A 3,964-nucleotide genomic window follows, 5' to 3' on the forward strand; every position below is an offset into this window, starting at 1 on the left:
GCCTTCATGACGGCACCTTCGATGACGACGCCCGCGGTCACATATTTCCACAGCGCCACGAGCAACTTCCTTGCAAGGGCGACGACATCGAACACCGGACGACCAAGGCAAGGCACCCGTGACTACTGATGTGATCGACAAGAGCTTTTTGATCGGATTTGCGATATTCTCCTGTTGCGCATGGGTGACCGCGTGGCGATGAGCAGGGTCCGAGGTGAGAGCCCTGCCGCGCAGCCTCTACAGTCGCTACTCATTTGCGGCGCCCCTATCTCAACTAATCCGTGATCCTCCTGCTACGCCGCTGTCGCGGGTACCCTGAAGGTTTCCTGCCTCGTCATGATCGCCCATGCGATCCGAGCCATCTTGTTGGCCATAGCGACCGTAACCAGACGCGGCGAGCGACGCTCAAGCAGACCATTGACCCATTGCGCGCCAGGCGCGCTTTTTGCTCGCCCGTAGCGAAGCATGCCAGTCGCGCCAATCACCAGCATGCGCCGGATATAGCGGTTGCCCTGCTTTGAGATCCGGCCCAGCCGCTCTTTGCCGCCACTCGAGTTCTGCCGAGGGACGAGGCCCAGCCATGCCGCGAACTCGCGACCAGACCGGAAGAAGGAAGGATCGGGAACCGTCGCCGCAATAGCGGATGCGGTCAGCAGCCCTACCCCGGGGATCGTCGCCAGTCGCCGGCTCATTTCGTTCTGCGTGTGCCAGGCCTTGATCTCGGCGTCGAGCTCGGCAATCGCTTTTTCGTTTGTGCGCAATTGCGCAACGAGCGGTCTCAAGGCTGCCTTTGCCAAAGTCGGCAGGCTATCGTCGTTGTCGGCCTCGACTGCGGCGATGATGTCTTCAACCTTTCCGCGTCCCTGCGCGGCGACGAGGCCAAGTTCGGCGGCGTGCCCGCGGACGGCGTTGACCAGCACGTTCTGCTGGCGGATCAGGAGATCGCGCGATTTGTGAAGCATCAGCGCCGTCTGCTGGACTTCGGTCTTGATCGGCACGAAGCGCATGTTCGGCCGCGTCACAGCCTCGCAGATCGCGGCGCGTCAGCCGCGTCGTTCTTCTTGCCACGCCGGACATAGGCCTCACGTAGGAGAGCGGCATGATGCGAACACTGTGTCCGAGAGCCACAAGCTCCCGCGCCCAAAAATGTGCCGATCCGCAGGCTTCCAATCCGACGAGGCATGGCTCGAGGCGGCCGAAGAACAAAAGAACCTCTTTCCAACGTAGCCGGCGCCGGACAGTGGCGTTCCCCTCGGCATCGACACCGTGAACCTGAAAGACGTTCTTGGCCAAATCCAGGCCGATCGTGGTAATCTTCATATGGATGGCTCCTTTCGACTGTGGGTCTGTGGTCACTACACAACCTACCATCTGGCACCTTGATGCCCGGGAGCAGGAGCCATTCACTCCATCATTATTGCAGCCCGCAGGTCATCGACTGGTGCCGCGCCAACGACGTCGACTTCATCCTCGGCGTGGCGCCCACCAGGACCCTGCGCAAGCATGTCGCGGACCTGGAGAGCAGCACGATGGCGCGCTTTGAAGCGTTGAAGACTAACAAGGTCCGCAGGTTCAAGAAGTGCGTTGACGGCGCCGCCAGCTGGAGCCGCGTCGAGCGCATCATAGCGCTGGTCGAGGTCGGCGCCCAAGGTACCGATACCCGTTTCATCGTCACCAACCTTGCAGGCGGGAAGGCCAAGGCGCTCTACGAGGATGTCTACTGCCGGCGTGGCGCCGCCGAGAACCACATCAAGTCGTGGAAGACGCATCTTGCCGCCGACCGCACATCCTGCACAAGAGCGACGGCCAACCAGTTCCGGCTGTTCCTGCATGCCGGCGCCCACTGGCTCATTTGGGGCCTGCACGCCGCGATGCCGAAGCGCTCGAGCTTTGCCGTCGCCCAATTCGACACGCTGCGACTGCGCCTCATCAAGATCGCCTCTCGCGTGGTCGAGATGAAAACCCAAATCCGCCTGCACCCCGAGCAAGGGAACATCATGAAGAGGGTCCAGATCGAGGCCTTGCTCGTTGTTTTGTGCACATCACAAAATTCTTGTTCTCCCGCAAACTACTAGAAATGGTAGTTCACGAATCTTACGAATGCTGTCAACTTTGCATATTGTAACACGTCAGCAAACTTGCTGGACAGCTGGGATTTTCGTTATGCATCTCACGATGACGTCCGCGCTCGACGCTGGCAAGAACCCCTCTCCTCCAGCCAAATGAAGAGTCTCGGCGCGCATGCCTCGATCCGCAAAATCACAAAGTCTCGCTTTCATTCCGACACACACACACGAGCGCGCTCATGCGTCGGACCCTTCATGAAGAGTGGTTTCGAGGGACCGCGTATCGCCGATCTTTCGATTTCCCGCGATGCGGACGCGAACGGAAAGCATCATGACCGAACTCGGCGAACCAAATATCGCCCCCTTCGGGATCGAAATTTTGAACACCTTAATGAGAGTGGCTGATGCACCGCCGCAAGAATGTATGAGGTTCATAATATGTCGATTTTGAATAATGGGCTCGTATTTGCTGGCACCCGAGGCCTCGCAACCCGCTGCATCCTGTTTATCATCGAGACTTGCGGCAAGGAGCTAGTCTCGGCTATCCTTGGGGCGTCCCGGAACGAGAAAACATGGTGGAGCAGCGAAACGCGCGAAGAGCTTTGGGAAGTCGCAGATCGATTCGATATACCATATTTGGAGTCAATGGACGACATTACCCATCATGGAGGTTTTCTCGTAAGCGTGCTTTGGTCCACTATCTTTCCCGCCCGTATCCTTGCACAGTTCGATCGAGGAGGAATCAATCTGCATCCGGCTCCCCTTCCCGAATATCGTGGCAGTGATGGGCGGACGCACGCCATACTTAATGGCGACCAGAGCTTCGGAGTGACCGTCCACAACCTTTCGGAGCAGCTCGATGGGGGGGATATTATTGGTGAGTTGCGGTTTCCTATCCTGCTCTCGGAAACAGCTCTCTCACTAGATAACAGAGCGCAGCTTTATGGATACGCGCTCTTCTGCGAGGTTTGGCTCCGCCTGTTGGACCGATCCGCTACCCCGCAGTCCCAAGCCGCGCTTATAGCTGAGGGTAAGCGTGAGGCTCGCCTCTATACCACGCGCATGACCCGCGAACTCTTGGAGACACCGGACGTTCCGCGTAGCGCGGAACAACTCGAGCAGCTTTATCGTGCCTTATACCTTCCACCTCTCATAACGCCTCCGAAATGGCTCGTTGAGAGGGTTCAGACTCTCGAACGACTTGTGAGTGTCAGCGATCTTGTCGGCCTGAAGCTACGCTGAGTAGTTACGCTGAGTAGTTATGTGTGGAATCGCCAGGTTGCGGTCCTATTCTCGGCCTTTTGCCTCGGGAACCAGCGTATTGAAGCGTTTCGGCGAGCGTGCGCTGTCACACGTCGCCCCTGTGTACCGGCGCATATAGCCAAAGGCTTTTTCGACTTTCACGTGAGTCGTGAAATTTCAACGCAAATGCGCGTCGCAAGTGGGCGATACCTCACCCTTTTTCGCGCGCCGCAGATTGGCAAGTTCCTCTTTCCCCTTGAGACCACTTGTCGGGGCCAAGCCACCTCAAACAGGCGCATGTCGACGCATCTGCCGTCCCGCAGGCCACCTGCGCAACACTATTCGAGTCGCTCGGCCCCCCTCTCACACCACGTCTCTGCCCAGCTTATGGCCAACGGGTGGGAGGGCCGCGTGTATCTACAATAGCATGTTACATTTTAGCTGATTCTCGACCTCTCGCCAACTACTGTCGTGGAGTGTGGATTTTCTGAGGTACAGGAGGCACTTTGCTGAAGCAGCCTATTAACACTTGCTACCCTCGTCGGGGCATACGGATGGGAAGGGAGACCTAGCATTGGTTTTCGACTACATTGTCGTCGGTGGGGGTTCGGCCGGATGCGTGATGGCGAGCAGGCTTTCCGCCAATGGAAATCGCG

1 protein-coding gene and 2 pseudogenes are annotated in these 3,964 nt (G+C 58.1%); 2 read left to right on the forward strand and 1 reads right to left on the reverse strand.

Features of this window, described 5'->3' with window-relative positions:
* Positions 1-293: 293 nt before the first annotated feature.
* Positions 294-1,320: pseudogene (locus tag NKJ01_RS35935) on the reverse strand (IS110 family RNA-guided transposase).
* A 92-nt stretch (positions 1,321-1,412) separates the two neighbouring features.
* Between NKJ01_RS35935 and NKJ01_RS35940 the strand changes: the two are divergent.
* Together NKJ01_RS35940 and NKJ01_RS35945 are read left to right on the forward strand one after the other, a co-directional pair.
* Positions 1,413-1,979, forward strand: a pseudogene (locus tag NKJ01_RS35940) (transposase); the annotation flags it as partial.
* Positions 1,980-2,504: 525 nt separating this feature from the next.
* The gene (locus tag NKJ01_RS35945; RefSeq protein WP_352735314.1) at positions 2,505-3,308 is read left to right on the forward strand and encodes a formyltransferase family protein; all 804 of its coding nucleotides are present in this window, start codon (positions 2,505-2,507) and stop codon (positions 3,306-3,308) included.
* Positions 3,309-3,964 lie beyond the last annotated feature (656 nt).

The organism is Mesorhizobium sp. M0276 (genome assembly GCF_040321755.1).
Lineage (GTDB): Bacteria > Pseudomonadota > Alphaproteobacteria > Rhizobiales > Rhizobiaceae > Mesorhizobium.

What these genes read in the sequence shown, in the direction of transcription:
- NKJ01_RS35945 (WP_352735314.1), top strand. Translation starts at nt 2,505, where the DNA reads ATGTCGATTTTGAATAATGGGCTCGTATTTGCTGGCACCCGAGGCCTC.